The sequence below is a fragment of the Catellatospora aurea genome (assembly GCF_042663325.1).
GTDB lineage: Bacteria > Actinomycetota > Actinomycetes > Mycobacteriales > Micromonosporaceae > Catellatospora > Catellatospora aurea.
The window spans coordinates 23,110-49,267 of sequence record NZ_JBHTAC010000001.1; the positions used below are offsets into that span (position 1 = coordinate 23,110).

Here is a 26,158-nt window from a genome sequence, read left to right on the forward strand (position 1 = left end):
CGCCACCTCCGACCAGACGCTCGCCCCGCGCTCGCTCCTGCGACAACTCTTAACGACTTGCGGCCTCCGAGGGCCGTGGGGCCGCAAGTCGTTAAGAGTTGCGGCCTGGGAGCCGACAGGTCCGGGCTGTCGTGCTCGCGCGGCGGCGGTGCCCGCGGTCAGTGGCCCAGCGGGCTCGCGCGGTGGATCGGGCCGGCGGCGTCGGACAGGACCGCGCCGGTGCCGCCCCAGCGCAGGGCAACGATCTCGGCGGCGATGCTGACCGCCGTCTCCTCCGGAGTCCGGGCCCCCAGGTCGAGGCCGATGGGCGAGCGCAGTCGGCCGAGTTCGGCGTTGGTCAGGCCGTCCTCGCGCAGCCGGGCGAGCCGGTCCTCGTGGGTGCGGCGGGAGCCCATCGCGCCGACGTACGCCACGGGCAGCCGCAGGGCCAGTTCCAGCAGCGGCACGTCGAACTTCGGGTCGTGGGTGAGCACGCACAGCACCGTGCGCCCGTCCACCCGCCCGGCGGCGACCTCGCCCTCCAGGTAGCGGTGCGGCCACTCGACGACGACCTCGTCGGCGGACGGGAAGCGCTTCGGGGTGGCGAACACGGCTCGGGCGTCGCAGACCGTGACGTGGTAGCCCAGGAACGAGCCGATGCGGGCCACGGCGGCGGCGAAGTCGATCGCCCCGAACACGATCATGCGGGCGGGCGGGGCGTACGCGTTGACGAACACGGCCAGCTCGTCGCCGCGGCGCTCGCCGTCGGGGCCGTAGTGCAGCATGCCGGTGCGCCCGGCGGCCAGCAGCCCGCGGGCGTCGTCGGCGACGGCGGCGTCCAGGCGCGCGGAGCCGAAGGTGCCCGCGGTCCCGCCCTCCTCGATGATCAGCCGCCGGCCGAAGCGCGGCGAGTCGGCCGGGGCGATACACGTCGCCACGGCCACCGGGCGGCCCGCCCGGACCGCCGACACGACCTCACCGAGCTGCGGGAACGTCTCGCGCGACACCTGCTCGACGAACACCTCGATGATGCCGCCGCAGGTCAGCCCGATGGCGTACGCGTCGTCGTCGCTGACGCCGTAGCGCTGCAGCAGCGGCCGCGCCCCGGGATCGGCGGCGACCTCGGTGGCCAGCTCGTACACGGCTCCCTCGACGCACCCGCCGGAGACGCTGCCGACGGCTTCCCCACCGGGTGCGACGAGCATCGACGCGCCGGGCCGCCGCGGCGCGGACTGCCAGGTGCGCACCACGGTCGCCACGCCGGAGACGCCGCCCGCGTCCCAGGCCCGCAGCAGGTCGTCGAGCACGTCACGCATGGGGGACGTCCAGGTCCGCGCCGTCGGAGACGTCGTCGCAGGGCACCGTCTCCACGTCGTGCTTGGCCAGGTAGGGCCGGGCCCCGACGTCGCCCACGGCGAGCGCCGCCGCCCCGGCCCAGTGGTCGCGGCCCAGCAGCACCGGATGCCCGCCGTCCCCGCCGTACGTGGCGACGCGCAGGGTGGCCGGGCCCGCGCCCGCCCCGACCCGGCGCACCGCCTCGGCGGTGATCCCCGGGGTGTCCACCAGCAGCACCACTACAGCGTCCACCTGCGGCGGCAGCGCCGCCAAACCGGCCCGCAGGGACGAGCCCATGCCGGTCCGCCACTCCTTGTTGATCACCACGTGCGCGCCGGGCAGTGCCGGGGCGCGCCCGGCTCCCGCCCCGAGCACGACCACGATCGGATCGCAGTCACCGTCGCGCAGCGTCCGCAGCGCGTGTCGCACCATCAGCTCCCCGTCGCCCGGCACCACGGCCAGCGCCTTGGGCATCCCGTACCGCCGCCCGGCCCCCGCCGCGAGCAGCAAACCCCCGATCGTCATGACTCAGCCTCCCCCAGCCTCCCGATCCGTCCACGGTGCGGCGAGCTCGTCCCGGGCGGCGTCCGTCAGGCTGCCGTACAGGCGCAGCCGGGCCAAACCGCCGTCGGGGTAGATGTCCAGGCGTACCCCGTGGACCGGCCAGTCGTGGGTGAGCCGGAACCGGTGCCGGGTGTCGGGCTGCAGGCGGGTGCGCGGCAGCAGCGGTTCGCCGCCGCCGCCGGTCAGCGCCGCCCAGCCGGGGGCGTTGCCCTTGAAGTGCGAGGTGTCCAGCTCGGCCAGCTGGAGCACGCCGGGCGCGGCCAGCCGCACCTCGACCCAGTCGTTGCCGCCGTCGCGCCGCCGCCGGGTCTCCCAGCCGTCGCCCATGACGGCCGCCAGGCCGGGCAGCAGCAGGTTGCCGGGCGAGCCGTAGAAGCGGTCGCTGCAGTCGACGACGCGGCCGCCCAGCTCGGCGGCGGCCAGGTCGACGGTGTCGGGCAGCAGGTGCGGGTCGGGGGCGGGCTCGCCGTGCACCCGCAGCCGGGCCACGCCGCCGTCGGGGTGGATGGTCAGCCGGACGTGGGTGACCAGCCGCCGGGCGTCGACCGGGAAGCGGTTGCGGGTGTCGCCGTGCAGCGGCGAACGCTCGACCAGCGGGAACCAGTCCGCGTCGGCCAGTTCCGCGGGCGAGGGGTAGCCGGTGACCCGGCAGCCCTCGACGGTCGCCTCGGGCGGGTAGTTGCCGGTGAAGAACGCGGTGTCGACGACGACGCCGTGCACGTGGCCGGGCGCGCCGAGCCGGACCACCGCGTGGTCGTGGCCGGGCTCGCGGCGGCGGCGCGTCTCCCAGCCGTCGTACACCTGGCCCTTCGCGCCGAAGGTGCGCGGGGTGAAGGTCGGCGCCCACGGGTTGACCAGGTTGTCGCGCTCGGCGAAGAACTCGTCGTTGGCGGCGACGACGCTGCCGCCGACGGCCCGCGAAGCGAGATCGAGCAGCTCCTCGAAGCTCATGCCCCGCCCCCAGGGCGCAGCAGGCGGCCGATCGGCTCCACCCCGGCGAGGCGGCCGCGCAGCCAGGTGTCGCGGACGACGCCGCGCAGCGGCAAACCGTCGTACGGCGAGACGTGGTGCCGGTGCAGCAGCCGGGTCGCGTCGACGGTGAACTCGGCGTCGGGGTCGAAGGCGACCAGGTCGGCGTCGGCGCCCTCGGCGATGCGGCCCTTGCGGGGCAGGTCGACCAGGTCGGCGGTGTTGCCGGCCATCCAGCGCACCACGTCGGCGAGGCTGTGCCCGCGCTTGGCGGCGGCGGTCCACACCAGCGGCAGCCCGAGCTGCACCGAAGCGATCCCGCCCCAGGCCGTGCCGAAGTCGCCGGCCTTCAGCTCGGGCGGGCACGGCGAGTGGTCGGACACCACGCAGTCGATCACGCCGTCGGCCAGCGCCTGCCACAGCGCGTCCTGATGCGATTTGTCGCGGATCGGCGGGCAGCACTTGTACTGCGTCGCGCCGTCGGGCACCTGGGACGCGTCGAGGGTGAGGTAGTGCGGGCAGGTCTCGGCGGTGATCCGGACGCCCTCGCGGCGGGCCGCGGCGATCAGCGGCAGCGCGTCGGCGGCGGCCAGGTGCAGGATGTGCACCCGCGCGCCGGTGCGCCGGGCCGCCTCGATCGCGGCGGCCACCGCCCGGCGCTCGGCCCGGGGCGGGCGGGACGCGACGAAGTCGGCGAAGTGCTCGCCGTGCGCCTCGGTGACCAGCGACGGATCCTCGGCGTGCAGCACGAACACCGCGTCGACCGTGCCGAGCGCCTCCTCCAACCCGGCCGGGTCCAGCGGCGGGAACTCGGGCACCCCCGAGTCGATGAGAAACGCCTTGAACCCGAACACGCCTTGGCTGTGCAGCGCGGGCAGCTGTTTCGCGTTGCCGGGCACCGCGCCGCCCCAGAAGCCGACGTCCACGAAGCACTGCTCGACCGCGGCGGCCCGTTTGACGTGCAGCGCCTGCACGTCGACCGTGGGCGGGACCGAGTTCAGCGGCATGTCGACGATGGTGGTGACACCGCCCGCGGCGGCGGCCCGGGTGGCGCTGTCGAAGCCCTCCCACTGGGTGCGCCCCGGCTCGTTGACGTGCACGTGGGTGTCGACCAGGCCGGGCAGCAGCGCGCACTCCCCCAGGTCGATGATGTCGTCGCCGGACAGCGCCTGGAAACCGGCGACCGCCGCGATGACTCCGTCACGGATGCCGACGTCGGCGGGCCGCTCCCCGTCCGGGGTGAGCGTGCGGTGCGAGCGCAGAATGAGATCGTAGTTCACAAGGCTTCCAGCATAGATCGATCGACACCGAATTCGCCGACATCCAGCGCGCCACACGCCGCGGCGCGTCGCAGGAAGCCGGACAGGGCCCGCGCGGTCGCGGGTTCGTCCAGGTAGCCGGTGCCACGGGCACCGCTGTCGCGCTGCGCGGCGCTGTCGCGCCCGTCGAGCCAGGCCCGCAGCCGGGTCGCGGCCGCCGGCGCGCCCTCCCGGAAGAAGGTGTACGCGGCCGCGTAGCGCGTCGGCAGCTGCGCCGGATGCAGATCCCAGCCCTGGTAGAAGCCGCGTTCCAGGCCGCGGCGGACCAGTCGCAGGTGCAGCGCCCACGCGGCGTGCACGGCGTCCGTGTCGCCCACCGGCAGCACGTTCGTCGAGCCGTCGACGACGCGTACCCCCGTGCCCGCCGCGGCGACCTGCATGACCTGCTTGGCGTGGTCGGCGGCGGGATGCTCCAGCGACTGGTACGCCGCCGCGATGCCCAGCGCCGCCGAGTAGTCGTACGTGCCGTAGTGCAGGCCCACGCAGCGCCCCTGCGACGCGTGGATCATCGCGGGCAGCGGGCAGGTCCCGTCCGGGCCGAGGATCGCCTGGGGCATCTCGACCTGCAATTCGAAGCGCAGTTGACCGGCGGCCGGTTCGAGGTGGCGGCACAGCCACACCAGGGCCTCGACCTGGTCCACCGAGCTGACCTTCGGCAGCGTGATCACGAAGTTCGGCGGGATCGTGCCCAGCGCGTCGAGCAGCCGTTCCAGCGTGCGCAGCGCCCGGGGCCGGGTGTCGGGCTCCAGGCTCTTGATCCGTACGCCGGTGAACGGGGCCGGGCGCGCCGACAGGAACGCCGCGACGCTGCGGGCGTGCGCGTCCTCCGTGGCGTCCTCGCGGCGGCCGTAGCCGTCCTCGAAGTCCACCCGCAGGTCCTCGATCGGCTCGGTGGCCAGCTTGCGCCCGATCCGCTCGTGCAGCTGCTCCGGGTAGGGCAGCCCGTGCTCGGACAGCGCGGCCAGGGCCTGCTCGCCCCAGCGCAACGCGAGGCCGGTGCGCACCCGGTCGGCGGGCACGTACACGGTGTGCAGCGGCTGGCGGTCGGACGGCTCGTCCGGCCGCTGGTCGCGCAGTTGGCCGTCGGTCGCGGCCAGCCTGCGGTCCAGCTCCCGTTCGGGCACCTGGACGACCGCGTCGCGCGGCACGCCGGCGATCTCTCCCGGTCCGGCGGGCTGCATCAGTCGATCAGCTCCCCGGCCGGCAGGGTCAGGAATTCCGTGAAGTCGTCAGACAGCGCGACCTGCTCGAAGATCTTGCGGGCGGGCGCGTAGTCGGCCCCGAGCGTGTCCATCTCCGCCTGGATCAGCTGTTCCAGCAGGTCACGCGTGATGCGGGTGCCGTCGGCGAGGTCCGCGCCGTTGTGCATCCACTGCCACAGCTGCGAGCGGGAGATCTCGGCGGTGGCGGCGTCCTCCATCAGGTTGTTGATCGCGGCCGCCCCGTTGCCGTCCAGCCACGACCGGATGTAGCGGATCCCGACGTCGATGTTGGCGCGTACGCCCGCCAGCGTGATCTCACCGGGCGTGGTGCGCACGTCCAGCAGGTCGTGGGCGCTGACCCGCACGTCCGGGCGCTGCCGGGTGAGCTGGTTCGGGGCGCCGTCCAGCGCCTGCTCGAACACCTCCAGGCAGACCGGCACCAGATCGGGGTGCGCCACCCAGGAGCCGTCGAAGCCGTCGGCGGCCTCGCGCTGCTTGTCCTCGCGCACCTTGGCCAGCGCGGTCGCGGTGACCCCCGGGTCGCGCCGGTTCGGGATGAACGCCGCCATGCCCCCCATCGCGTACGCGCCGCGGCGGTGACACGTCTTGACCAGCAGCTGCGCGTACGCCCGCAGGAACGGCGCGGCCATCGTCACCTGTGCCCGGTCCGGCAGCGTGTACGCCGGGAACGCGCGGAACTTCTTGATCAGGCTGAACAGGTAGTCCCAGCGACCCGCGTTCAGGCCGCTGGCGTGGTCGCGCAGCTCGTAGAGGATCTCGTCCATCTCGAACGCGGCCGTGATCGTCTCGATGAGCACGGTGGCCCGGATACTGCCGTACGGGATGCCCAGCAGCTCCTGCGCAGCCGTGAACACGTCCTGCCACAGCCGCGCTTCGTGGTGGCTCTCCATCTTGGGCAGGTAGAAGTACGGGCCGCTGCCGCGGGCCAGCAGCTCGGCCGCGTTGTGGAAGAAGTGCAGCCCGAAATCGACCAGCGCGGCGACGCCAGCCTCCCCGTCGACCTCGAAGTGACGCTCGTCGAGGTGCCAGCCGCGCGGGCGGACCACGATGGTCGGCAGCGGGCCGGGGTGCAGCGCGTACAGCTTGTCGCCCTGCTGGAGGCTGATGGTGCGGCGTACCGCCTCGTAGAGGCTCTGCTGGCCGCCGATGACGTTGGCCCAGTGCGGGGTGTTGGCGTCCTCCAGGTCGGCCAGCCACACCTTCGCACCCGAGTTCAGCGCGTTGATCGTCATCTTGCGGTCGGTCGGGCCGGTGATCTCGACCCGGCGGTCGACCAGGTCGGCCGGGGCCGGCGCGACGGTCCACTCGTGCTCGCGGATGTGCGCCGTCTCCGGCAGGAAGTCCAGCGTGCCGGTGCGGTCGATCTCGGCCTGCCGGACCCGGCGCGCCGCGAGCAGCTCGTCGCGCCGGGGACGGAAGCGGCGCTGCAGCTCGGTGACGAACGCGACCGCCTCGGGCGTCAGGATCTCGGTCACTCATACCCCCACGATGTGTTCGGGCCGGACCGGCACCCGGGTCAGCGCGGCTCCGGTGGCCGCCCGGATCGCCGCGACGACGGCCGGTGTGGAGGAGATCGTCGGCGGCTCGCCGACGCCGCGCAACCCGTAGGGCGAGTGCGGGTCGGCCAGTTCGAGCACGTCCACTGTCATCGGCGGCATGTCCATGATCGTAGGGAGCAGATAGTCGGTGAAGGACGGATTACGCACCTTCCCGTCGACGACTTGAATCTCCTCCATCAGCGCCAGGCCGAGCCCTTGGGCGGTGCCGCCCTGGATCTGGCCGGTGACGGCGGCCGGGTTGACGGCCTTGCCGACGTCCTGCGCGGTGACGATCTCGACGACCTTGACCAGGCCGAGTTCGGTGTCGACGTCGACGGTGGCCCGGTGCGCGGCGAAGGCGTACTGCACGTGCGCGTCGCCCTGCCCGGTCTCCGGGTCGAGCGGATGGGTCGGCCGGTGCCGCCACTGCACGGTCTCCTCGATCGCCCCCTCGGCGAGCAGCTCGGCGATGTCGGCGACGACCCCGCCGTGGGCGTCCAGCACCTGGCCGTCGGCCAGCCGCAGCTCGCCCGCGAGCCCGTCCAGGCGTCCCAGCAGCCGATCCCGCACCGCCTGGCAGGCGGCGCGGACGGCGCCGCCGGTCATGTAGGTCTGGCGGGAGGCGGAGGAGGAGCCGGCGCTGCCGACGGCGGTGTCGGCGGGGGCGATGGTGACCTGGTCGACGCCGAGTTCGGTGCGGACGATCTGGGCCTGGACGGTGACCAGGCCCTGGCCGACCTCGGCGGCGGCGGTGTGGACCAGGACGGCAGGGCGGCCGGCGATCAGTTCGAGGCGGACGCGGGCGGTGGCGTAGTCGTCGAAGCCTTCGGAGAAGCAGACGTTCTTGATGCCGATGCCGTAGCCGACGCCGCGGACCACGCCCTCGCCGCGGGTGGTGTTGGCGGTGCCGCCAGGCGGGAAGTCGGCCTGCCCGGCCGGTGGCTTGGCCTGGACCAGGCGGAGCAGCTCGGCGACCGGGGCGGGGCCCTCGACGACCTGGCCGGTGGGCATACGGTCGCCGGTGTTCAGGGCGTTGCGGACCCGGACCTCGACCGGGTCGATGCCCAGAGCGGCCGCGAGCTTGTCCATCTGGGACTCGTACGCGAAGCACGCCTGGACCGCGCCGAAGCCGCGCATCGCCCCGCAGGGCGGGTTGTTGGTGTAGAGCCCGTAGGCGTCCATGACGACGTTCGGCACGTCGTACGGGCCGATGCCCAGCGTCGCCGCGTTGGCCACGACCGCGCCGGAACTGGACGCGTACGCGCCGCCGTCGAGCAGGATGCGGGCCTTCACGTAGACGAGCCGGCCGTGCTCGTCCGCGCCGTGCTCGTAGCGCAGCCGGGCCGGGTGGCGGTGCACGTGGCCGAAGAACGACTCCTCCCGGCCGTACACCATCTTCACCGGGCGGCCCGTGTGCAGGGCCAGCAGGCAGGCGTGCACCTGCATGGACAGGTCCTCGCGCGCGCCGAACGCGCCGCCGACCCCGGCCAGGGTGAGCCGGACCTTGTCGGCGGGCAGGCCCAGGCACGCGGCCACCTGCTGCTGGTCGACGTGCAGCCACTGGGTGGCGATGTACAGGTCGACGCCGCCGTCCTCGGCGGGCACGGCCAGCCCCGACTCGGGGCCGAGGAACGCCTGGTCCTGCATGCCGACCTCGTACTCCCCGGTCACCACGACCGCGGCGGTCGCGTGCGGGTCGCCGCGCCGGATCGGCACGTGGCGCAGCAGGTTCGGCCGGTCGGCGTGCACCCGCGGTGTGCCGGTGTCGTCCAGCGCCGCCTCGGGGTCGGTGACCGGGTCGAGGACCTCGTAGGTGATCCCGATCGCCTGGACGGCGCGGCGGGCGGTCTCCGGGTGGTCGGCGGCCACGACGACGATCGGCTCGCCCTGGTAACGCACCTCGTCGGCGGCCAGCACCGGTTGGTCGACATGCTCCAGCCCGTACAGCCGCCGACCCGGCACGTCCTCATGGGTGAGCACCGCGTACACCCCGGGAACGCGCAGCGCCGGACCGAGGTCCAGCCCCGTGATCAGCGCCCGGGGGTGCGGGCTGCGCAGCGTCGCGCCCCACAGCATGTCGTCGGCCCACAGGTCGGACGAGAACGCGAACTCCCCCGTCACCTTCAGCCGGCCGTCCGGCCGCAACGGCGAAGCCCCCACCCCGCCCGTCACGGTCGCCACCAGCCCCACATGCACCGTCGTGGTCATCGGCCGGCCTTTCCCAGGAGGGTGCGGCTGACGCGGGTGAGGTCGCGGGCCAGGGAGTCTTCGTCGGGGTGGACGAGGCGGCCGTGGCGGACGACCGGGTTGCCGCCGACGAGCAGTGCCTCGATACGGGCGGGCGGGCCGAAGACGAGGGCGGCGACCGGGTCCTCGATGCCGGCGTGGCCGAGGTCGTCGATACGCCACAGGGCGACGTCGGCGAGCAAGCCCTGCTCCAGGGATCCCAGCTCGCCGTCGCGGCCCAGGCAGCGGGCCCCGCCGGTGGTGGCCAGGGCCAGCGCCTCGCGGGCGGTCAGCGCGGCCGGGCCGCCGCGCAGCCGGGCTGCCAGCATCGCCTGGCGCAGCTCCGGGCCCAGCTCACCGGCCTCCTGCGAGGCCGCGCCGTCGACGCCGAGGCCCACCGGAGCGCCGACGTCGAGCGGATCGCCCACCCGGGCGATGCCCGCGCCGAGGCGGGCGTTGGAGCTGGGGCAGTGCGCCACCCCGGTGCCGGTCGCCCCGAGCCGGGCCACCGCCGCGTCGTCGAGGTGTACCCCGTGCGCCAGCCACACGTCGTCGCCCAGCCAGCCGAGCTTCTCCGCGTACTCGACGGGCGTGCAGCCGAAGCGGTCGCGGCAGAACGCGTCCTCCTCGACCGTCTCGGCGAGGTGCGTGTGCAGCCGCACGCCGTGCGCGCGGGCCAGTGACGCGCCCTCGCGCATCAGGTCGGAGGTGACCGAGAACGGCGAGCACGGCGCGACGGCGACACGGACCATCGCCGACGGGGACGGGTCGTGGTGCTGCTCGATCGCGGCGGCGGTCGCGGCCAGGGCCGCGTCCGTGGACTCGACGATGTGGTCCGGCGGCAGCCCGCCCTGCGAGACGCCGAGGTCCATCGAGCCGCGGCAGGCGTGCAGCCGTACGCCGACCGACGCCGCCGCCTCGACCTGCGTCCCGATCAGGTCGCCCGAGCCGCGCGGGAACACGTAGTGGTGGTCGGCGGCGGTGGTGCACCCGGACAGGGCCAGCACGCTCAGGCCCGCGGTCGTGGTGACGTACACGAGCTCGTCGTCGAGCCCGGCCCACACCGGGTACAGCTCGACGAGCCAGTCGAACAGGTTGCTCTGCTGGGCGAGCCCTCGGGTGGCCCACTGGTAGAGGTGGTGGTGCGTGTTGACCAGGCCGGGGGTGGCCAGGCAGCCCCGGCCGTCGATGACCTGGTCGGCGGGGCCGTCGTAGTCGCCCGCGCCGACCTCGGTGATCCGGTCGCCGTCGATGACGAGATGCCCGCGCAGGTACTCCGCACCCGCCGCGTCGACGGTCGCGATCGCACAGCCGCTGACGACGGTCCTCATCGGCCGCCCGCCTCGGCCGAGCCCGCCGCCAGGCGTACCGCGTCCATGATCTTCTCGTAGCCGGTGCACCGGCACAGGTTTCCGGCCAGCGCCTCGCGGATCTCGGGGTCGCTCGGGTGCGGGACCCGGGCGAGCAGGTCGTGCACCGAGACGATCAGCCCCGGGGTGCAGAACCCGCACTGCACGGCGCCCGTCTGCAGGAACGCCCGCTGCACGGGGTCCAGCTCGCCCTCCGGGGCCAGCCCCTCCACGGTGCGCACGTCGCGCCCGGCGGCCTGGCCCGCGGCGACCAGGCAGGCGCAGACCGCGGTCCCGTCCAGGTACACCGTGCACGAGCCGCACTCGCCCTGCTCGCAGGCGTTCTTGCTGCCGGGCAGGCCGAGCCGCTCGCGCAGCACGTAGAGCAGGCTCTCGCCCTCCCAGACGTCGTCGGCGGTCCGGGTCGTGCCGTTGACCGTGCAGGTCACCCGCATAGGTCCCTCCAGGCCCAGGTCAGGGTGCGCTGGGCCAGGACGGCCAGCGCGTGGCGGCGGTACGCGGCGGTGCCGCGCACGTCGTCGATCGGCGAAGCGGCCGCGGCGACCAGCTCGCCGAAGCGCCGCGCCACGCCGGGTTCCAGCGCGGCGAGGGTGTCCCAGGGCAGTTGCCCGGCGGCGAACAGCTCCGCCTCGGCCGCCCGGCGCGGGGTGGGCGCGGCCGAGCCGATGCCGGTGCCGACCGCGCGGCGGCCCGGGTGCAGGGCCAGTGAGAACGAGCTGACCGCGATGACCATCGCGTTGCGGGTGCCGATCTTCGAGAACTGCTCCGGGCCGTCGGCGGGCCGCACCCACACCGCGGCGATCAGCTCGTCCGGGGCGAGCACGCTGCGTTTGGGGCCGGTGAAGAACTCCGCGATCGGCACCAGTCGGGTGCCGCGCACCGAGGCCAGCTCGACCTGCGCACCGGCCGCGAGCAGCGGCGGGTGGCCGTCGCCTGCGGGCGAGGCCGAGCCCAGGTTGCCGCCGAGGGTGCCCCGGTTGCGGATCTGCGGCGAGCCGACCGTGCGCGCGGCCATCGCCAGCCCCGGCAGGCGGTCGCCCAGCTCCTCGATGAGTCGGGTGTACGAGACACCCGCGCCGATCCGCAGCAGCTCGCCGTCCATCGCCCAGGTCGTCAGGTCGCCGATGCGGGTCAGGTCGAGCAGCACGCCCGGCCGCCGCCGGTGGAAGTTCATCTCGACCATCACGTCGGTGCCCCCGGCGATCGGCACCGCGTCCGGCCGCTCCGCCCTGATCGCCAGGGCGTCGGCCCAGGTCAACGGGGTCATGAAGTCCATCAGGCTGCTCCCAGGTCCCACGCTAGCCCCGGCTCGGCAGCGCCGTCGCGCCGCACCGAGCCCTCGATCAGGCCGTACGGCCGGTCGGCCGCGAAGTACACCGCGTCGGGGTTGTCCAGCCCGAACGGCGACAGGTCGACTAGGAAGTGGTGCCGGTTCGGCAGCGCCAGCCGCACCTCGGCGACCTCGGGCGCCGTGTTCAGCACCCGCTCCCCCATCGCGTACAGGGTCTGCTGCAGTGAGCTGCTGTACGTGTCGACGAACGCGCCGACCAGGCCGTCCCGGACCGCCGCGAAGGCCGCGTTCCAGTCCACGTCGAGCGTGGCGAACCGCCAGCGGGCGTCGACCGCCGTGGCGAGGATGCGGTCGTCGGCCTCGGGCAGCGTCGTGTACCGGTCGCGGGGGAAGCCCTTGAACTGCGAGCCGGTCGTGTTCAGCAGCGTCAGCCCGTGCAGCCCGCCGACGGCCCAGGCGTGCTCCGCGGTCGCGGTCAGCGTCGCCGTCCGCACCTCGTCCCCGGCGCGGGCGAACGAGTGGCCGCCGAGCCGCCGCCAGCCGTACGACTCGATGTGCACCTGGGCCCGCTCGATCGCGTCCTGTGTCGCGACGAAGTGGCGGGCCAGCCGCAGCCCGAACTCCTCGATGCTCGCGAAGCCGTCGCGGGCGAACGCGTACACCGTGTTCTTCTGCGTGTCGGTGGGCAGCACGTCGGCGTTGTCGCCGGTCAGGTGCGTCGCGTCGAGGCGGCCCGCGAGCCGGGTGCTGACGTTCAGGTCGGTCAGCTCGTGCCGCTCGCCGTCGCGGACCACGGTGACCAGGCGGCACTCGGCCTTGCCGTACCGGTTCGGTCCGAGGTGGATCGCCATCAGGACCCCCGGTAGGTGGTGTAGCCGAACTTGCTCAGCAGCAGCGGCACGTGCAGGTGGCGGGTGGTGTCGGTGACGTCGAAGACGACGGTCACCTCGGGGAAGAAACTGCCGAGCCCCTGGTACGCCGCGACGTCGAAGCGCAGCCCGTAGCGCCCCACCAGCCACTGCTCGGCGGGCACCCAGTCGGCGAGGCGCCCGTCGGCGTTCGTGGTCCCGGTCGCCACGACGACCCAGCCGTACTGCCCCATTCGCTGCAGCGTGACCTGCACGTCTGCCGCGGGCTCCCCCCGACAGGTGTCCAGCACATGGGTCGACAGCGTCATCCGGTGCGCCCCTCGGTCATCCGCCGCTCCGTTCTCATGCTTCGCTCATGTCCCGAACAACCGATCGAGGCGCAGCAAGGTGATCGCCGTCAGCTCGCGGCGTACCACGTCGCGCTCGGCGGGCTCGTCGTTGGCCAGCCGCTGCCGGGCCGCCGCGAGCATCTGCTCGGCCGTCTTGCCGCTGGCGAAGACCAGGAACACGTGGCCGAAGCGGTCCTCGTACGCCCGATTGGCCTCGACCAGCGCCGCCGCGGTCCGCTCGTCGGCGGACGCGGCGCCCGACTGCTCGCGCCGCGACCAGGCCGCCTCGCGGCCCTCCCCCGCGGCCCGCTCGCCGATGCGCGGGTGGGCGTCGAGGGCCTGCCGCACGTCCGGCCAGGTCAGCGCGGCGACCGCACCGGTGGCGACCTCGCGCAGCTTGCCGAGGTCCGCGTACGGCCGCCCGGCCGCCACCGCCCGCGCCCATGCGCTCGACGCGTTGCAGGTCAGCAGCTCGCGTTCGGCGTCGGGGGCGGGCAGAGCGTTGAACTCGGCCGGCGACATGGAATGAGTCAACTGCCCCGCCCTCTGGCGCTGAAGGGTGAGAAGGACCGAAACTGCAACAAAGCCTGGCTAGGCTCTTTGGAGGTTACGACAAAGGCGGTGCGCATGCGGCTACGTGACGTGCTGGAACAGCCTGGTGTCCGGCTGCCGGTGCTCGCCGGCGAGGGCGAGCTGGACCGTCCCGCGCAGCTCGCGTACACCACGGACCTGCTCGACCCCGGCCGCTACCTCGCCGGTGGCGAGGTCGTGCTGACCGGCATGATGTGGCGGCGCGAGCCCGCCGACTCCGAGCTGTTCGTCGCGGCGCTGGCCGGAGCCGGGGTGGCCGCGCTCGGCGCGGGCGAGGCGCTGCTCGGGCCCGTCCCGGCCGACCTGGTCGAGGCCTGCCGGCGGCACCGGCTGCCGCTGTTCGCGGTGCCTGCCGAGGTGTCGTTCCGCGAGGTGACCGAACGCATCAACACGGTGCTCTGGGCCGAGCGCGAAGCCGGGGCACTGGCCGCCCGCAGCCGCCGCCGCGGCCGGGTCGCCACCCTCGCCGCGGGAGCCGACCTGGCCGAGGTGTGGCCCACGACCGGGGCGTGGGTGCTGACCTGCACCGGTCGCGCCGTCGCGGGCGATCCGGGCGGCGCACCGCACGATCTCGCCGTCGGGCGGCGGCTGGCGACGGCGTTCCTGCGCGCCGACACCCTGCCCGCCCGCTGCCGCATCGGCGAGCAGGAGTTCCACCTCGACGCGCCCGCGCCGACCCCCGCCCCCGGCATGCGCTTCGTCGCCTGCACCGAGCCCGCCCTGCTCGAAGAACTCGTCGAGCTGACCGCCCTGGACGCCGCCCGCGCCGACCGCGCCCGCCGGATCGAGCAGCGCCTCGCCGCCCAGCTCGCCGAGGTCCTGGCCACCACCGCCGACCCTGCCGAGATCACCGCCGGCCTGCACGCCTGCGGCCTGCCCACCACCGGCCCGTACACGGTCGTCGTCGCCTCCCTCGCCACCGGCTCCGGCTCCGGCTCCGGCTCCGGCTCCGGCTCCGGCTCCGGCTCCGGCTCCGGCAGTTTCGGGGAAAGTGCACGAAACGGCTTCGGGAAAGGTGCGGTTTCCTGGAAACTGCACGATGCGGACGGCGCGGCCGTCGCGGCGGTGGAGGAGATGGTGCCCGGAGCGGTCGTCGCGGGCACGGCCGGTGAGATCGTGGCGGTGGTCGCGGGCAGGGGCGGGCTCGACGGGCTGCGGGAGACGGCACGGCATCTGACGACGGCGGCCCGCGGGACGCGGTTCGCGGCGGGAGTCAGCGAACCCGCGGCGACGGTCGCCGAGCTGGCCGGGGCGCTGTCACAGGCCCGGCACGCGCACGGGTACGCGCTCGACCGGCCGGACCGGGTGTCGGTCGTCGGCAGCGACGAGCTGGCCTCGCACGATCTGCTGCTCGCGGGCGTGCCCCGGGCGGTCCGGCAGGCGTTCGCCGACCGGCTGCTCGCGCCGCTGCGCGCGTACGACGCCGACCACCACGCCGACCTGGTGCGCACCCTGCAGACATTCCTGGCCTGCGACGGCTCGTGGACGCGCTGCGCGAGCGCGATGCACCTGCACGTCAACACACTGCGCTACCGCATCCGCCGCATCGCCGACCTCACCGGCCGCGACCTCGACCGCTTCGCCGACCGCGTAGACCTCTACCTCGCCCTACGCCTGGACACCTGATCGCCATGATCGCTCGACTTGCCAGGCACCTGGGCGTATCGCGGTTCAAGATACGCACGGATGCCTGGCAAGTCGGACGATCTTCGCCGCCGTCGGCCGGGGCCGGTCAGGCGTGGGCGGGTTGCATGGCCTCGGCGAGCAGGGCGACCGAGCGCAGGCGGGCCGCGCCGGTGGCGTGGTGGGCGACGATCAGCTCGTCGACGCCCGCCTGCCGGACGAACGCGTCGAGGTAGGCGCGCACCTCGGCGGGTGTGCCGAGGGCGGAGTACTGCAGCATCTGGTCGACGTGCGCGCCCGCGCCCTGGGCCAGCAGCTGGTCGGCCTGCTCGTCGGTGAACGTCTGCCCCCGCCCGAACAGGCCCGTGGCGAACGCCCGCCGGGTGCCCTGGAACTGCTCTCGGGCCGCGGCGGTGGTGTCGGCGGCGACGACGTTGACCCCGGCGATCACGTACGGCCGGTCGAGCTGCTCGGACGGCCGGAACTCCCGCCGGTACGCGGCGACGGCGGCCTCCAGGGCCTGCGGCGCGAAGTGCGAGGCGAACGCGTACGGCAGGCCGAGCGCGGCGGCCAGCGTGGCCCCGAACAGCGACGAGCCCAGGATGTACAGCGGCACCTGGGAGCCCTTGCCCGGCACCGCGTCCACGCCGGGGATGCGCGACTTGCCGGCCAGGTAGGCCTGCAGTTCCAGGACGTCGTTCGGGAAGCCCTCCGCCGACTGCGCGTCGCGGCGCAGGGCGCGCATGGTGTTCTGGTCCGAGCCGGGAGCCCTGCCGAGGCCCAGGTCGATGCGCCCGGGGTACATGGCGTCGAGGGTGCCGTACTGCTCGGCGATGGTCAGCGGCGTGTGGTTGGGCAGCATGACGCCGCCCGCGCCGAGCCGGATCTCGCGGGTGAACGTGCCGACGTGCGCGATCAGCACGGCCGGGGCCGAGGACGCGATCGTGGGCATGTTGTGGTGCTCGGCGTACCAGACGCGCCGGTAGCCGTGCTCCTCCGCGGCGCGGGCGAGGTCGACGCTGGCCGCGATACTCTCGCGCGCGGTCTCACCGGGGCCGATGCGGGCCAGGTCGAGGATGGAGAGCGGGATCGTCATACGGCTGTCCTTCGGACTCGAACGGGCACCATGCCGGCCCGGTGGGTCGGCGAGACCTGGCACGATCTCGCCGACCACGGCCGGCGCAGGCGGCCCGGCGTGAAACGGAGCACTTGCTCCGCCTGCTCTCCGACCGTAGCACCGAAACGGAGCAGCCGCTCCGGTAGGCTGTGTGCATGACGTCACCCTCGGCCGCCGGCCCCGCGGCCGCCACGCGCAGCGACGCCGCCCGCAATCGCGGCCGGCTGCTCGACGCCGCGGCCGGGCTGATCGCCGAACGGGGCAGCGACGTCGACGTACGCGAGATCGCCCGCCGCGCCGAGGTCGGCATGGGCACGCTCTACCGCCACTTCCCCACCAAGGAGGCGCTGCTCGACGCGGCGCTGGAGCACGTGTTCACCTCGTGGGCCGACGCGGCGTCTGCGGCGCTCACCGGCCGGCCCTGGGACGACCTGGCCCGTTTCCTCGGCGACGCGCTCACCCGCCAGACGGCGTCCCCGGGGTTGCTCGACGCGTACTGCCAGGCCCTGCCCGGCCAGGCCGGCAACACCGCCCGCCAGCACTGCCGCCAGCAGGTCGGCCCACTGATCGCGGAACTCGTGCGCGCCGCTCACGCCTCCGGCGAACTGCGCCCCGACATCACCGCCGAGGACGTGTCGCTGCTGCTGGTGGCGCTGGGGCGGATCGTCCCGGTCGTGCCGGAGCCGTCCTGGCGCCGGATCCTGCACGTCGCCCTCGACGGCCTGCACACCCGCGCGGCCACGCGCCTGCCCTCACCCGACCAGCCCCACTGAAAGGCGGGGTCAGGCGCCGCCGCCGAGGACGGCGTCGCTTTCGGCGGTCTCCTCGGCCGGTGGGCGGTGCTTGTGCAGCAGGGCGGAGACCGGGGTGCCGGTGTCGTTGACGCGGAGCACGAACGGCCGCTGCGGGGTGTAGCGGATCGCGGTCACCGACGACGGCTCGACCGAGATGCGCTGGAACAGGTCCAGGTGCATGCCCAGCGCGTCCGCCACGATCGCCTTGATCACGTCGCCGTGGCTGCACGCCAGCCACACCGCGTCGTGGCCGTGGGACTCGGTGATCCGGGCGTCCCAGGCGCGTACGGCGGTGACGGCGCGGTTGGCCATCGCCGCCATCGCCTCCCCGCCCGGGAACACGACCGCGGCCGGATGGTGCTGCACGGTCGACCACAGCGGGTTGTCCGCCAGCTCCTTGAGCGAGCGCCCGGACCACTCCCCGTAGCCGCACTCGCGCAGTCCCTCGTCGGCCACCGGGGCGACGCCGGGCAGGGCGAGTTCCAGGGTCTGCCGGCACCGGCGCAGCGGGCTGGTCACCACGACGGCCAGCGGCAGCCCGGCCAGCCGTCCCCGGGCCTGCTCGGCCTGGGCGACGCCGAGCTCGTCCAGCTCGACGGGAAGGTCCCCGGCGAGGATGCCGTCGGCGTTGGCGGTGGTGCGTCCGTGCCGCAGCAGCAATAGCGTGGCCACGCCCGTCAGCCTAGGTGGCGGAGATGGTGTTCGTGGCGAGCAATGCGATGATCGCGCCGCCCAGGATCACCCGATACCACACGAAAGCCATCAGCGAGTGGTGCGCGACGAACTTCAAAAGCCAGGCGATCGAGGCGTACGCCACGATGAAGCTGACCACGGTGCCGACGATCAGTGAGGCGGCCGTGACGGTGGGGCTGCCCAGCGCCTCGGGCAGCTCGTAGATGCCGGCGGCGACGAGCGCGGGCACGCCGAGGAAGAACGACAGCCGGGTGGCGGTGACCCGGTCGATGTCGCGCAGCAGACCGGTGGTGATGGTCGCGCCGGACCGGGACACGCCCGGGATCAGGGCCAGGCACTGGGCGAAGCCGATGACGAGCGTGTCGGTCAGGCGCAGCTGCTTCTCGCCACGGGTCTGGGTGGCGGCGTACTCGGCGAAGGCCATCACGCCGCTCCACACGATCAGCGACCCGGCCACGAACCACATGCTGCGCAGCGGGCCGGTGATGAGGTCCCGGCCGAGGAAGCCGACGATGCCGATCGGGATCGAGCCGGCGATGACGTACCAGGCGAACTTGTAGTCGAAGATCTGGCGCGCCTCGGCTGAGAACAGGCCCTTGAACCAGGCGCCGGCCAGGCGGGCGATGTCCTTGAAGAAGTACACCAGCACCGCCGCGATCGCTCCGATCTGGATCACGGCGGTGAAGGCGGTGACTGCGGGATCGTCGATCGGCAGGCCCATCAGCTTTTCGGTGATGGTCAGGTGTCCGGTGGAGGAGATCGGGAGGAATTCGGTGATCCCCTCCACGATGCCCAGCACGATCGCCTGCCAGATCTCGATCTCCACTTAGTCTCCCAGTCCGCTCTCCGCGTACGCCTCGGCCACCGTACGCAAGGTCTCCTTGCCGGAGTCGGCGTCTGCGACGAACAGCGCCAGCGACAGCGTAGTCACGCCCGATTCGGCGAAGTCACGCAGGCGTCGTGCGATGCGCTCCTTGGGACCCAGCAGTGACGTGCGGTCGATGAACTCCATCGGGATCGCCGCGGCGGCGTCGCGCTGGCGTCCGGCCAGGTACAGCTCCTGGACCTGCGCGGCCGCGTCGCCGTAGCCCATGCGGGTGGCGAGCTGGTTGTAGAAGTTCTGCTGCCGGCTGCCCATGCCGCCGACGTACAGCGCGGCGTACGCGCGCACGAGTTCGGCGCACATCTCGACGTCGTCGCCGACGACGACGGGCACGCTGGGCACGATGTCGAAGCCCTCCATCGTCTTGCCCGCCTTGGCGCGCCCGGCCGCGATCTGGCCGAGCTGCTCGGCCGCGAACTCGGGCGCGTAGAACACGGCCAGCCAGCCGTCGGCGATCTCGCCGGCCAGTTCCAGGTTCTTCGGGCCGACCGCGGCGAGGTAGACCGGAATGTCGGTGCGCAGCGGGTGGAAGTTGAGGCGCAGCGCCTTGCCGGGGCCGTCGGGCAGCGGCAGGGTGTGGAACTCGCCATCGTAGGTGACCTGCTTGCGGGACAGGGCGAGCTTGACGACGTCGACGTACTCGCGGGTGCGCGCCAGCGGCTTGGCGAAGCGCACGCCGTGCCAACCCTCGGAGACCTGCGGACCGGACACGCCCAGGCCGAGGCGGAACCGGCCGCCCGACAGCGTGTCGAGGGTCGCGGCGGTCATCGCGGTGGCGGCGGGGGTGCGGCCGGGGATCTGCATGACGGCGCTGCCGATGTCGATGCGCTCGGTCTGCGCGGCGATCCAGGAGAGCAGGGTCGGCGAGTCCGAGCCGTACGCCTCGGCCGCCCAGACCACCGAGAAGCCGAGCCGGTCGGCCTCCCGCGCCAGGGCCAGCAGGTTTTCGGGCGTGGACCACGGCGTCAGATAGCCGATGTTGAGACCGAGTCGCATGGTGACCTCCGTTGGCCGGGCCGCGTCGGCGGCGGTGGGCCAACGTTACCGAGTGGTAGGGATCATGGGAAGGATGACCCCGGTCTCAGCCCCGCGTCACAGGAGACGGCACTTGCGTCGCGTCGGCGGCGGGACGCCGGACTGCGGGCAGGGCCGGCAGCAGCGCGGGCGACCGCTTCGCGGCGAGGTCCTCGACCCAGCCGAAACACAGCACCGCGCCGGCCGTCAGCACGGCCGCGACCGCGACGGTGCGCACCGGCGGTCCGGCCAGCGGACCGAGCAGCCACAGGCCGACGGCCACCATCGGCAGCTGCCACACGTAGACCGTCACCGCCCGCGCGTTGAGCAGCGCGACGGCCCGGCGCAGCGGCACGGCCAGCCGGTCCAGCCGGGGCCGGGCCCGCAGCGCCACCAGCACCACGGCCGTGCCCCACAGCACGGGCACCAGCTGGTCGTGCAGCCCTTCCCGAGCGGCGGCGGCCCGCAAGAGCGCCGCCGCGCCCAGCGCCCCCGCGGCGGCCAGGCAGGTGGGCCAGGCCAGCCGATCCAGCAGCCCGGACTCGCGGGCGTACCCGAGCACCCAGGCGGTGCCGTACGCCGCGGTGCTCCAGATCACATCGGTGACCGCGTTGCTCGGCAGCCGGATCACGGTCGACAGCAGCACGGCCGCCCCGAGCGGGGCCAGCAGCGTGGCCACCGGCGCACGCTCGAACAGCCAGCGCAGCACCGGGGAGAGCAGCACGAACCACAGGTAGACGCGCAGGTACCACAGCGCGACGACCAGCGCCGCGCCCCACTCGCTGCCCGGCGGGTTCACCAGCGGAAACACCCACGGGACGAGGTCGGTCCAGGTGAACCCGTGCCAGCCGTGCAGCAGCATCAACGGCACCCCGATCGCGCCCAGCATCCACAGCGGCGGCAGCAGGCGGCGCAGCCGCGAGCGCACCGTGGCCGCCGCGCCGCCCCGGCGCAGCGACACCGCGGTCAGGTAACCGGCGAGGCCGAACATGACCCACATCGCGGGCAGCAGCGTGGTGAGCACGCCCAGTGGCACGGTGTGCTGCAGGAACACCCGCACGATCGCGACGGCGCGCAGGGTGTCGATGTAGGGGCTGCGGGGGCGGGCGGTGGCCGGCTCAGTCGGACTTCCACCGGCCGTACTGCTCGACATGATGGTTCGGCGCTCCTGGGGCTGGGTCGACCGTGCACCTCAACCACAGCCCACTTCCCTCAAAGCAAGCTCGATAAACCGGTCTCGCCGCAGGTTCTGTGCCGCATGTCGCGCGCGTCACCCACCGATCCCCGCCGGCGTGTCAAGCCGAATACAGTTCACCCCATGCAGCAACGACCGCTGGGCCGTAGCGGGCTGGTGGTCTCCCGCCTGGCCCTGGGCACCATGACCTGGGGCCTGGACACCGATCCGGACGACGCGGGCGCACAGCTCAAGGCGTATGTGGACGCCGGCGGCACGCTGCTCGACACCGCCGACGTGTACGCCGACGGCGAGGCCGAAGCGGTGCTGGGCACGCTCCTGGACGCCATGGTCTCCCGCGACGACGTGCTGATCGTCGCCAAGGCGGGGCTGCGCGCACGGGCCGGCCGCCGCCACGACGGCTCCCGCGGGCACCTGCTGCGCACCCTCGACACCACGCTGCGCCGGCTCGGTGTGTCGTATGTGGACCTGTGGCAGGTGCACGGGCAGGACCCGGACACCCCGTGGGAGGAGACCCTGGCCGCGCTCGACCACGCGGTCAGCTCCGGCAGGGCACGCTACGCCGGTGTGTCGAACTTCTCCGGCTGGCAGACCGGCCGCGCCGTGACCTGGCAGCAGGCCTGGCCCGGCCGCGCCCCGATCGTGGCCACCCAGATGGAGTACTCGCTGCTGCAGCGCGGCATCGAACGGGAGGTGCTGCCCGCGGCGGCGGCGCTGGGCCTGGGGGTGCTGCCCTGGTCGCCGCTGGGCCGCGGGGTGCTGACCGGCAAATACCGCCACGGCCGCCCGGCCGACTCGCGGGCCGCGTCGCCGCACTTCGAGCGCTCGGTCCTGCCGTACCTGCAGCCGCGCTGCTCGGCGATCGTGGAGGCGGTGGCGACCGCCGCCGACGGCCTGGGCGTGTCCGCCGCCGAGGTCGCGCTGGCCTGGGTACGTGACCGCCCTGGCGTGACCGCGCCCATCCTCGGCGCCCGCAACGTCGGCCAGCTCGTGGCGGCACTCCAGGTCGAGGAGATCGACCTGCCCCCCGAGATCTCCCGCGCCCTCGACGACGTCTCCGCGATCCCCCTCGGCTACCCCGAACTGGAGTAGCTCCGACCGCGAAACGGGATGGTTCGCCACAATGAGCATCTGAACGGGCGTAACACCGCCAGATGGGGTGCCCGCCCTGCTTGCCTGGCCTGCGGCAGAGGTGCACCATCGCTCTATGGACTACGAATACGCACCGCTGCGGTTACCTCCGGATGTAGATCGGTTGACCGCCGCGGTGCGGCTCGCGATCCAGGCCGAGTACGGCGGCTGGGAACTGGCCCGCGTGCAGCTGATGAGGGACGGCACCCGCAAGGTGCTGCTCCGCCGGCCGCTGCGGGCCCTTCCCTTGCCCGGCCTCTCCGTCTGACCAGGTCGCGAAAAGCAAACGGCGCGCACCCTCCGGGGGTACGCGCCGCAGCCGATGATCAAGACGTCAGTCTTGGTCCTCCATGATGTCGCCATTCAGGTGCTCGTCCAGGCGGGCGACCAGCTTGTCGGACGCGCCCAGGGTGAACGGGCCGTTGGCGTCGGTCTCCTCGAAGTCGTCGGGCTCCAGGGACTTGTCGACCTCGGCGACGGTGACGATGCCGTCCAGCGGCTCCAGCTCCGGGATGTCCAGCGCGGCGAGCGAGCCGTCGGAGCTCTGCAGCAGCTCCAGCACGGCGTCGGCGACCGAGGCCACCGGCTCGGAGTCGCCGTCGCTGAGACCGGCCTCACGGCGGGCCAGCTCGGCGGCGTTGATCAGCGCGGAGACGCTCGGGATCAGGTAGTCGCGGCGCTGGCGGACCGAGATCACCTTCGGGTGCGGGTCGGTCGGGGCCTGCTCGGCGGCGACGAGGTCGGCCATGAACCGGTCGGCCTTCTCCAGGTCGATCGGCTCCACCTCCCAGGGCAGCGGCTCGCCGTACGTCTCCGAGAGGGCGTCGTCGTAGGTGACGGCGGCGTTGTTGAACGCCACGTAGGCACGCCAGACGTCATCGCTGTCGACCTCGCCCTTGGCGTCGCGTACAGCGGCCAGGTGCGCCCGGGCGGCGGTGATCATCTCTTCCAGCGCGGCCTCGACGGCGGCGTGGTTGTCGCTCATTACTCGGTTACTCCTTCATACGACGAGACAGGCCGGTTCCCGGCCGCGCACGACCGGGCCTAACTCTGCCGCAGGAACCTGTCCAGAACCCGCACGCCGAACTGTAGTCCCTCCACCGGCACGCGCTCGTCGATGCCATGGAACAACGCGGAGAAGTTCAGATCGGGCGGCAGGCGCAGCGGCGCGAAGCCGAAGCAGCGGATGCCGAGCCGGGCGAACGACTTGGCATCGGTGCCGCCCGAAAGCATGTACGGGACCGCGTGCGCGCCCGGGTCCTCGGCCTTGAGGGCCAGCGCCATCGCATCGACGAGCGCCCCGTCGAACCCGGTCTCCAGCGCGGGCTGGCGGTGAATCGACTCTATCTCCAGATCCGGCCCGAGCACCTCCATGAGCTGCTCGCGGAACAGCTCGAACTGCCCCGGCAGGGTCCGGCAGTCGATCGTCGCGCTGGCCCGGCCGGGGATCACGTTGTCCTTGTAACCGGCGCTCAGGCGGGTCGGGTTGGCGGTGTTGCGGATCGTCGCGCCGATCATGGTGGCGATCGGGCCGAGCTTGGCGATGGCGGCCTCGGGGTCGTTCGGGTCGATCTCGATCTGCAGCGCCTCGCCGACCTCCTCCAGGAAGGCCCGCACCGTCGGGGTCACCACGACCGGGAAGCGGTGGCGGCCCACCCGGGCGACCGCCTCGGCCAGGGCCGTCACGGCGTTGTCGTCGTGCACGAACGAGCCGTGCCCCGGGCGGCCGGTGGCGTGCACGCGCAGCCAGTCGATGCCCTTCTCGGCCGTCTGGACCATGTACAGGCGCAGGTCGTTGCTGACCGTGTAGGAGAAGCCGCCGACCTCGCCGATCGCCTCGGTGCAGCCCTCGAACAGGTCGGGGTGCTCCTCGACCAGGAACTTCGCGCCCCAGTCGCTGCCCGCCTCCTCGTCGGCGGTGTACGCGAGCACGATGTCGCGCGGCGGCACGTAGCCGGTGCGCTGCCAGTCGCGCACCACGGCCAGCGACATCGCGTCGAAGTCCTTCATGTCGACCGCGCCGCGACCCCAGATGAAGTCGTCCTTGATCTCGCCGGAGAAGGGATGGACGGACCACTCGCTCGCGTCGGCGGGCACGACGTCCAGGTGGCCGTGCACCAGCAGCGCCCCGCGCGAGGAGTCCGCGCCCGGGATGCGGGTGACCACGCTGGCGCGGCCGGGCCGGCTCTCGAACAGCTGCGGGTCGAGGCCGACCTCGCTGAGCTTGGTCGCGACGTACTCGGCGGCGGCCCGCTCGCCGGCGCTGGTGGCCAGATCACCCGTGTTGGTGGTGTCGATGCGGATCAGGTCGCGGCAGAGGTCGATAACCTCGTCAGTGGCGGGCGTACGCATAAGGATCTTCCTACCAGGTCGGGCCGGAATGTCCCAGCCCAGGACGCGGGCGCTTCCCGGCCGATGCCGGACAGGCTAGGCTCACCTAACCCGACGACCGCTGGAGATCACGTGACCGCCACCCGGCCCGACCCCGCCGGTGAGACCTTCGCCGAGCTGCTCGGCGGACGTCGTGCCGCCCTCGACGCCACGCTGGGCCCGCTGGCGTTCGGCATCGCCTTCGTGGCCGGCGGCCGGTCGATCGAGTGGGGCGTGGGCGCGGCGGTCGCGGTCACCGCGGCGATCGGGGTGTGGCGGCTGCTGCGCGGCGACAAGCTCGGCGCGGTGCTGATCGGCCTGCTCGGCGTGGTCGTCGCGGCGCTGATCGCGCTGTACACCGACCGCCCGGAGGCGTTCTTCCTGATCCGCATCGCCACCAACGCCGCCAGCGCGCTGGCCTGGGCGGTCAGCATCGTGCTGCGGTGGCCGCTACTCGGCGTGGTCGTCGGCGGCGTGCTGGGCCAGCGGGGCACCTGGCGGCGCGACCCGGCGCTGCTGCGCGCGTACAGCCGGGCCAGCTGGATCTGGGTGCTGCAGTACGTCGTGCGGCTCGCGGTGTGGCTGCCGCTGTTCTGGGCGGGGCAGGCCGAGGCGCTGACGGTCGCCACGATCGCGCTGACCTGGCCGGTGGTCGCGGCGTGCCTGGCCGTCAGCTGGTACGTGATGCGCAAGTCGCTGCCGGCTGGCCACCGCGGGCTGCGCCATCCCGTGATCGACACCACGCCGGCCAAGGTCTAACCTCTGCCGGTGAATCTCACCGCGGAGCCCATGCACGCCCGCCCCCGCCAGCAGGAGCAACTGGAGCGGCTGTTCGGCGGCGGCTGGCCGGAGTTCATCTTCCACGACCCGGAGACCAAGCGGCACATCGGACGGATCCGCGAGCTGTTCGGCGACCTGGAGCTGGTGCTGCTGGACGGCGACGAGCCGGTGGCGGCGGGCTGGGCGGTGCCGCTGTGCTGGAACGGCGAGGTGTCCGACCTGCCCGCCGGATACAACGACAGTCTCGCGCGTGCCCTGGCCGCGTACGACGCCGGGAGCACACCGGACACGCACGCCGTGCTCGCCGCGCAGGTGCACCCCGACCGGCAGGGCGCCGGGCTGGCGGCGCGGCTGCTCGCGGCGCTCTGCGAGGACGCCGCGACGCGCGGCCGCAGCCGGGTTATCTGCCCGGTCCGGCCGACGCGCAAGGCCCGCTACCCGCTCACGCCGATCGAGCGCTACCAGGCGTGGACCCGGCCCGACGGGCTGCCGCAGGACCCGTGGCTGCGCACCCACGTCCGCATGGGGGCGCAGGTGCTGGCCGCCGCGCCCCGCTCGCAGGTCATCACCGGTTCGGTCGCCGACTGGGAGAGCTGGACCGGGCTGGCGCTGCCCGAGTCGGGCGACTACGTCATCCCCGACGGGCTGAGCATCCTGCGCGTCGACCGCGAGGCCGACACCGGCGTGTACGCCGAGCCCAACGTGTGGGTCCGGCACCGCTGACCCTGGCTACTCAGCGCCACCGATCAATAACACGAAGTTCATATACCAGCCATACGGATGTATGCGCGGTACCGCATACAGTGCTTCACTGGGCTTTGTGGACGGCGAGCCGACTGCGCTGGTCGCTCTGGTCCGCCGTCGGCAGTCACTCCGGACGGCGGCCCGGCCCGGCACGCGCGTTGCGCAACGCGCTGGTCGGCTCGACGTTCCACCAGCGGCTTCACCAGGCCTA

At 73.4% G+C, this 26,158-nt stretch carries 26 protein-coding genes; 6 read left to right on the forward strand and 20 right to left on the reverse strand.

The features are described 5' to 3' along the window. Window positions 1-158 precede the first annotated feature (158 nt). From ACFQO7_RS00110 to uraD, 13 genes are read right to left on the reverse strand one after another with little or no spacing between them, the layout of a single operon-like run. The gene (locus tag ACFQO7_RS00110) at window positions 159-1,295 is read right to left on the reverse strand and encodes an XdhC family protein (RefSeq protein WP_376804380.1); all 1,137 of its coding nucleotides are present in this window, start codon (window positions 1,293-1,295) and stop codon (window positions 159-161) included. Further along, entirely contained in the window at window positions 1,288-1,839 is a 552-nt protein-coding gene (locus tag ACFQO7_RS00115; RefSeq protein ID WP_360530694.1) for a nucleotidyltransferase family protein, read from the reverse strand. Before ACFQO7_RS00115 ends, ACFQO7_RS00110 begins: the two co-directional genes overlap by 8 nt. A gap of 3 nt (window positions 1,840-1,842) precedes the next feature. After that, window positions 1,843-2,829: an allantoicase gene (gene alc / locus ACFQO7_RS00120; protein ID WP_376804381.1), complete on the reverse strand. Its 987-nt coding sequence runs from the start codon at window positions 2,827-2,829 to the stop codon at window positions 1,843-1,845. After that, complete coding sequence (allB, locus tag ACFQO7_RS00125; protein WP_376804382.1) at window positions 2,826-4,127, reverse strand: allantoinase AllB; 1,302 nt, start codon at window positions 4,125-4,127, stop codon at window positions 2,826-2,828. Before allB ends, alc begins: the two co-directional genes overlap by 4 nt. Beyond that, window positions 4,124-5,347 (reverse strand): DUF6986 family protein, encoded by a 1,224-nt coding sequence (locus tag ACFQO7_RS00130; protein WP_376804383.1) that lies wholly within the window; start codon window positions 5,345-5,347, stop codon window positions 4,124-4,126. The genes allB and ACFQO7_RS00130 overlap by 4 nt, the downstream gene beginning before the upstream one ends. After that, a complete protein-coding gene (gene aceB, locus ACFQO7_RS00135) occupies window positions 5,347-6,864 on the reverse strand; it encodes a malate synthase A (protein WP_376804384.1) in 1,518 nt (505 codons plus the stop codon). Before aceB ends, ACFQO7_RS00130 begins: the two co-directional genes overlap by 1 nt. Further along, window positions 6,865-9,135 carry a xanthine dehydrogenase subunit D gene (gene pucD, locus ACFQO7_RS00140; RefSeq protein ID WP_376804385.1) on the reverse strand — a complete coding sequence of 757 codons (2,271 nt, stop codon included), beginning with the start codon at window positions 9,133-9,135 and terminating at the stop codon, window positions 6,865-6,867. Further along, window positions 9,132-10,484, reverse strand: coding sequence for an 8-oxoguanine deaminase (locus ACFQO7_RS00145; RefSeq protein WP_376804386.1), 1,353 nt, complete (start codon window positions 10,482-10,484; stop codon window positions 9,132-9,134). Before ACFQO7_RS00145 ends, pucD begins: the two co-directional genes overlap by 4 nt. Further along, on the reverse strand, window positions 10,481-10,957 hold the full coding sequence (locus ACFQO7_RS00150) for a (2Fe-2S)-binding protein (protein ID WP_376804387.1): 477 nt from the start codon (window positions 10,955-10,957) through the stop codon (window positions 10,481-10,483). Before ACFQO7_RS00150 ends, ACFQO7_RS00145 begins: the two co-directional genes overlap by 4 nt. Further along, the gene (locus ACFQO7_RS00155) at window positions 10,948-11,799 is read right to left on the reverse strand and encodes an FAD binding domain-containing protein (protein WP_376804388.1); all 852 of its coding nucleotides are present in this window, start codon (window positions 11,797-11,799) and stop codon (window positions 10,948-10,950) included. The genes ACFQO7_RS00150 and ACFQO7_RS00155 overlap by 10 nt, the downstream gene beginning before the upstream one ends. Next, window positions 11,799-12,665 carry a factor-independent urate hydroxylase gene (pucL, locus tag ACFQO7_RS00160; protein WP_376804389.1) on the reverse strand — a complete coding sequence of 289 codons (867 nt, stop codon included), beginning with the start codon at window positions 12,663-12,665 and terminating at the stop codon, window positions 11,799-11,801. Before pucL ends, ACFQO7_RS00155 begins: the two co-directional genes overlap by 1 nt. After that, entirely contained in the window at window positions 12,665-12,991 is a 327-nt protein-coding gene (gene uraH / locus ACFQO7_RS00165; protein ID WP_203693412.1) for a hydroxyisourate hydrolase, read from the reverse strand. Before uraH ends, pucL begins: the two co-directional genes overlap by 1 nt. Before the next feature lie 45 nt (window positions 12,992-13,036). Next, window positions 13,037-13,534, reverse strand: coding sequence for a 2-oxo-4-hydroxy-4-carboxy-5-ureidoimidazoline decarboxylase (gene uraD, locus ACFQO7_RS00170; protein ID WP_376804390.1), 498 nt, complete (start codon window positions 13,532-13,534; stop codon window positions 13,037-13,039). Window positions 13,535-13,639: 105 nt separating this feature from the next. Between uraD and ACFQO7_RS00175 the strand changes: the two genes are divergently transcribed. Further along, the gene (locus ACFQO7_RS00175; RefSeq protein WP_376804391.1) at window positions 13,640-15,229 is read left to right on the forward strand and encodes a PucR family transcriptional regulator; all 1,590 of its coding nucleotides are present in this window, start codon (window positions 13,640-13,642) and stop codon (window positions 15,227-15,229) included. 106 nt (window positions 15,230-15,335) lie between these two features. On the opposite strand, the gene ACFQO7_RS00180 is transcribed toward ACFQO7_RS00175, so the two are convergent. After that, the gene (locus ACFQO7_RS00180; protein ID WP_376804392.1) at window positions 15,336-16,322 is read right to left on the reverse strand and encodes an LLM class flavin-dependent oxidoreductase; all 987 of its coding nucleotides are present in this window, start codon (window positions 16,320-16,322) and stop codon (window positions 15,336-15,338) included. A 176-nt stretch (window positions 16,323-16,498) separates the two neighbouring features. Here ACFQO7_RS00180 and ACFQO7_RS00185 point away from each other — a divergent pair, with 176 nt between their 5' ends. Further along, entirely contained in the window at window positions 16,499-17,116 is a 618-nt protein-coding gene (locus ACFQO7_RS00185; RefSeq protein WP_376804393.1) for a TetR/AcrR family transcriptional regulator, read from the forward strand. A 9-nt stretch (window positions 17,117-17,125) separates the two neighbouring features. Here the strand turns inward: ACFQO7_RS00185 and ACFQO7_RS00190 are convergent, their stop codons facing one another. From ACFQO7_RS00190 to ACFQO7_RS00205, 4 genes are all read right to left on the reverse strand, one after another. Beyond that, window positions 17,126-17,818 carry an MSMEG_4193 family putative phosphomutase gene (locus ACFQO7_RS00190; protein ID WP_376804695.1) on the reverse strand — a complete coding sequence of 231 codons (693 nt, stop codon included), beginning with the start codon at window positions 17,816-17,818 and terminating at the stop codon, window positions 17,126-17,128. Window position 17,819: 1 nt separating this feature from the next. Further along, entirely contained in the window at window positions 17,820-18,650 is an 831-nt protein-coding gene (locus tag ACFQO7_RS00195) for an undecaprenyl-diphosphate phosphatase (RefSeq protein ID WP_360530831.1), read from the reverse strand. Between the two features lie 6 nt (window positions 18,651-18,656). Further along, window positions 18,657-19,709: an LLM class F420-dependent oxidoreductase gene (locus ACFQO7_RS00200; RefSeq protein WP_376804394.1), complete on the reverse strand. Its 1,053-nt coding sequence runs from the start codon at window positions 19,707-19,709 to the stop codon at window positions 18,657-18,659. An 85-nt stretch (window positions 19,710-19,794) separates the two neighbouring features. Then, window positions 19,795-20,880 carry an acyltransferase family protein gene (locus tag ACFQO7_RS00205; protein WP_376804395.1) on the reverse strand — a complete coding sequence of 362 codons (1,086 nt, stop codon included), beginning with the start codon at window positions 20,878-20,880 and terminating at the stop codon, window positions 19,795-19,797. Between the two features lie 165 nt (window positions 20,881-21,045). Here ACFQO7_RS00205 and ACFQO7_RS00210 point away from each other — a divergent pair, with 165 nt between their 5' ends. Both ACFQO7_RS00210 and ACFQO7_RS00215 read left to right on the forward strand, forming a co-directional pair. Further along, window positions 21,046-22,014 (forward strand): aldo/keto reductase, encoded by a 969-nt coding sequence (locus ACFQO7_RS00210; protein ID WP_376804396.1) that lies wholly within the window; start codon window positions 21,046-21,048, stop codon window positions 22,012-22,014. 115 nt (window positions 22,015-22,129) lie between these two features. Beyond that, window positions 22,130-22,321 (forward strand): DUF5703 family protein, encoded by a 192-nt coding sequence (locus tag ACFQO7_RS00215; RefSeq protein ID WP_166384643.1) that lies wholly within the window; start codon window positions 22,130-22,132, stop codon window positions 22,319-22,321. Between the two features lie 66 nt (window positions 22,322-22,387). Here ACFQO7_RS00215 and ACFQO7_RS00220 read toward each other — a convergent pair whose 3' ends face one another. Both ACFQO7_RS00220 and ACFQO7_RS00225 read right to left on the reverse strand, forming a co-directional pair. Next, window positions 22,388-23,038: a hypothetical protein gene (locus ACFQO7_RS00220; protein WP_203693421.1), complete on the reverse strand. Its 651-nt coding sequence runs from the start codon at window positions 23,036-23,038 to the stop codon at window positions 22,388-22,390. Between the two features lie 59 nt (window positions 23,039-23,097). After that, entirely contained in the window at window positions 23,098-24,405 is a 1,308-nt protein-coding gene (locus ACFQO7_RS00225; protein ID WP_376804397.1) for a M20/M25/M40 family metallo-hydrolase, read from the reverse strand. A gap of 111 nt (window positions 24,406-24,516) precedes the next feature. Here ACFQO7_RS00225 and ACFQO7_RS00230 point away from each other — a divergent pair, with 111 nt between their 5' ends. Further along, window positions 24,517-25,182 (forward strand): DUF3159 domain-containing protein, encoded by a 666-nt coding sequence (locus tag ACFQO7_RS00230; RefSeq protein ID WP_376804398.1) that lies wholly within the window; start codon window positions 24,517-24,519, stop codon window positions 25,180-25,182. A gap of 9 nt (window positions 25,183-25,191) precedes the next feature. Next, window positions 25,192-25,926: a GNAT family N-acetyltransferase gene (locus tag ACFQO7_RS00235; protein ID WP_376804399.1), complete on the forward strand. Its 735-nt coding sequence runs from the start codon at window positions 25,192-25,194 to the stop codon at window positions 25,924-25,926. The last annotated feature ends 232 nt before the right edge of the window (window positions 25,927-26,158 follow it).